The sequence below is a fragment of the Brevibacillus reuszeri genome (genome assembly GCF_001187725.1).
Lineage (GTDB): Bacteria > Bacillota > Bacilli > Brevibacillales > Brevibacillaceae > Brevibacillus > Brevibacillus reuszeri.
In genome coordinates this window covers 1-613 of record NZ_LGIQ01000022.1, presented here as the reverse complement: position 1 = coordinate 613, position 613 = coordinate 1, and the positions used below count along the sequence as shown (strand labels likewise).

The following is a 613-nucleotide window of genomic DNA, read 5'->3' as shown; positions in this document are numbered from 1 at the left end:
AGGGCGCCAACATTAAACTTTCTTCTGTTGTATCCGATATTTTGGGCGTCTCTAGCCGAGATATGCTTCATGCAATAGCAGATGGCGAAGAAGATCCTGAGAAACTTGCAAGCTTCGCTCGCCGTACTATGAAACGAAAAAAAGATGAACTAGAGTTAGCTCTTCGAGGATACGTGAACCCCCACCAACGTCTTATGATAAAGACCATCTTGATTCATATTGAATTTCTGAATGAACAAGTTGAGAAGTTAGACCGTGAGGTCTCTCAGCGGGTCATTTCTTTCCAAGAAGATATTGAACGATTAGATTCCATACCTGGAATTGCGACTCGGATGGCTGAACAAATCTTATCTGAAATTGGAACAGATATTGAGAAACAATTTCCCAGCGCAGCACATTTATGTTCATGGGCAGGACTTGTACCCGGGCACAATAAAAGCGCAGGCAAAAGAAAGTCGTCTAAAACAAAAAAAGGGAACAAATATTTAAAATCCTCATTAACGGAAGCAGCTCATTCAATAAGAGGCTCGAAAAATTACCTTGGTGCTTTGTATAGGCGAACAGCAGCACGAAAAGGTAAAAAACGAGCTGCAATTTCTGTAGCCCATGCCAT

General features: G+C 41.6%; 1 protein-coding gene. It reads left to right on the top strand.

Annotated features, from left to right (window positions below; genetic code table 11):
* On the top strand, nucleotides 1–613 hold a 613-nt coding region (locus ADS79_RS34010; RefSeq protein ID WP_152969591.1), incomplete at both ends, for a transposase.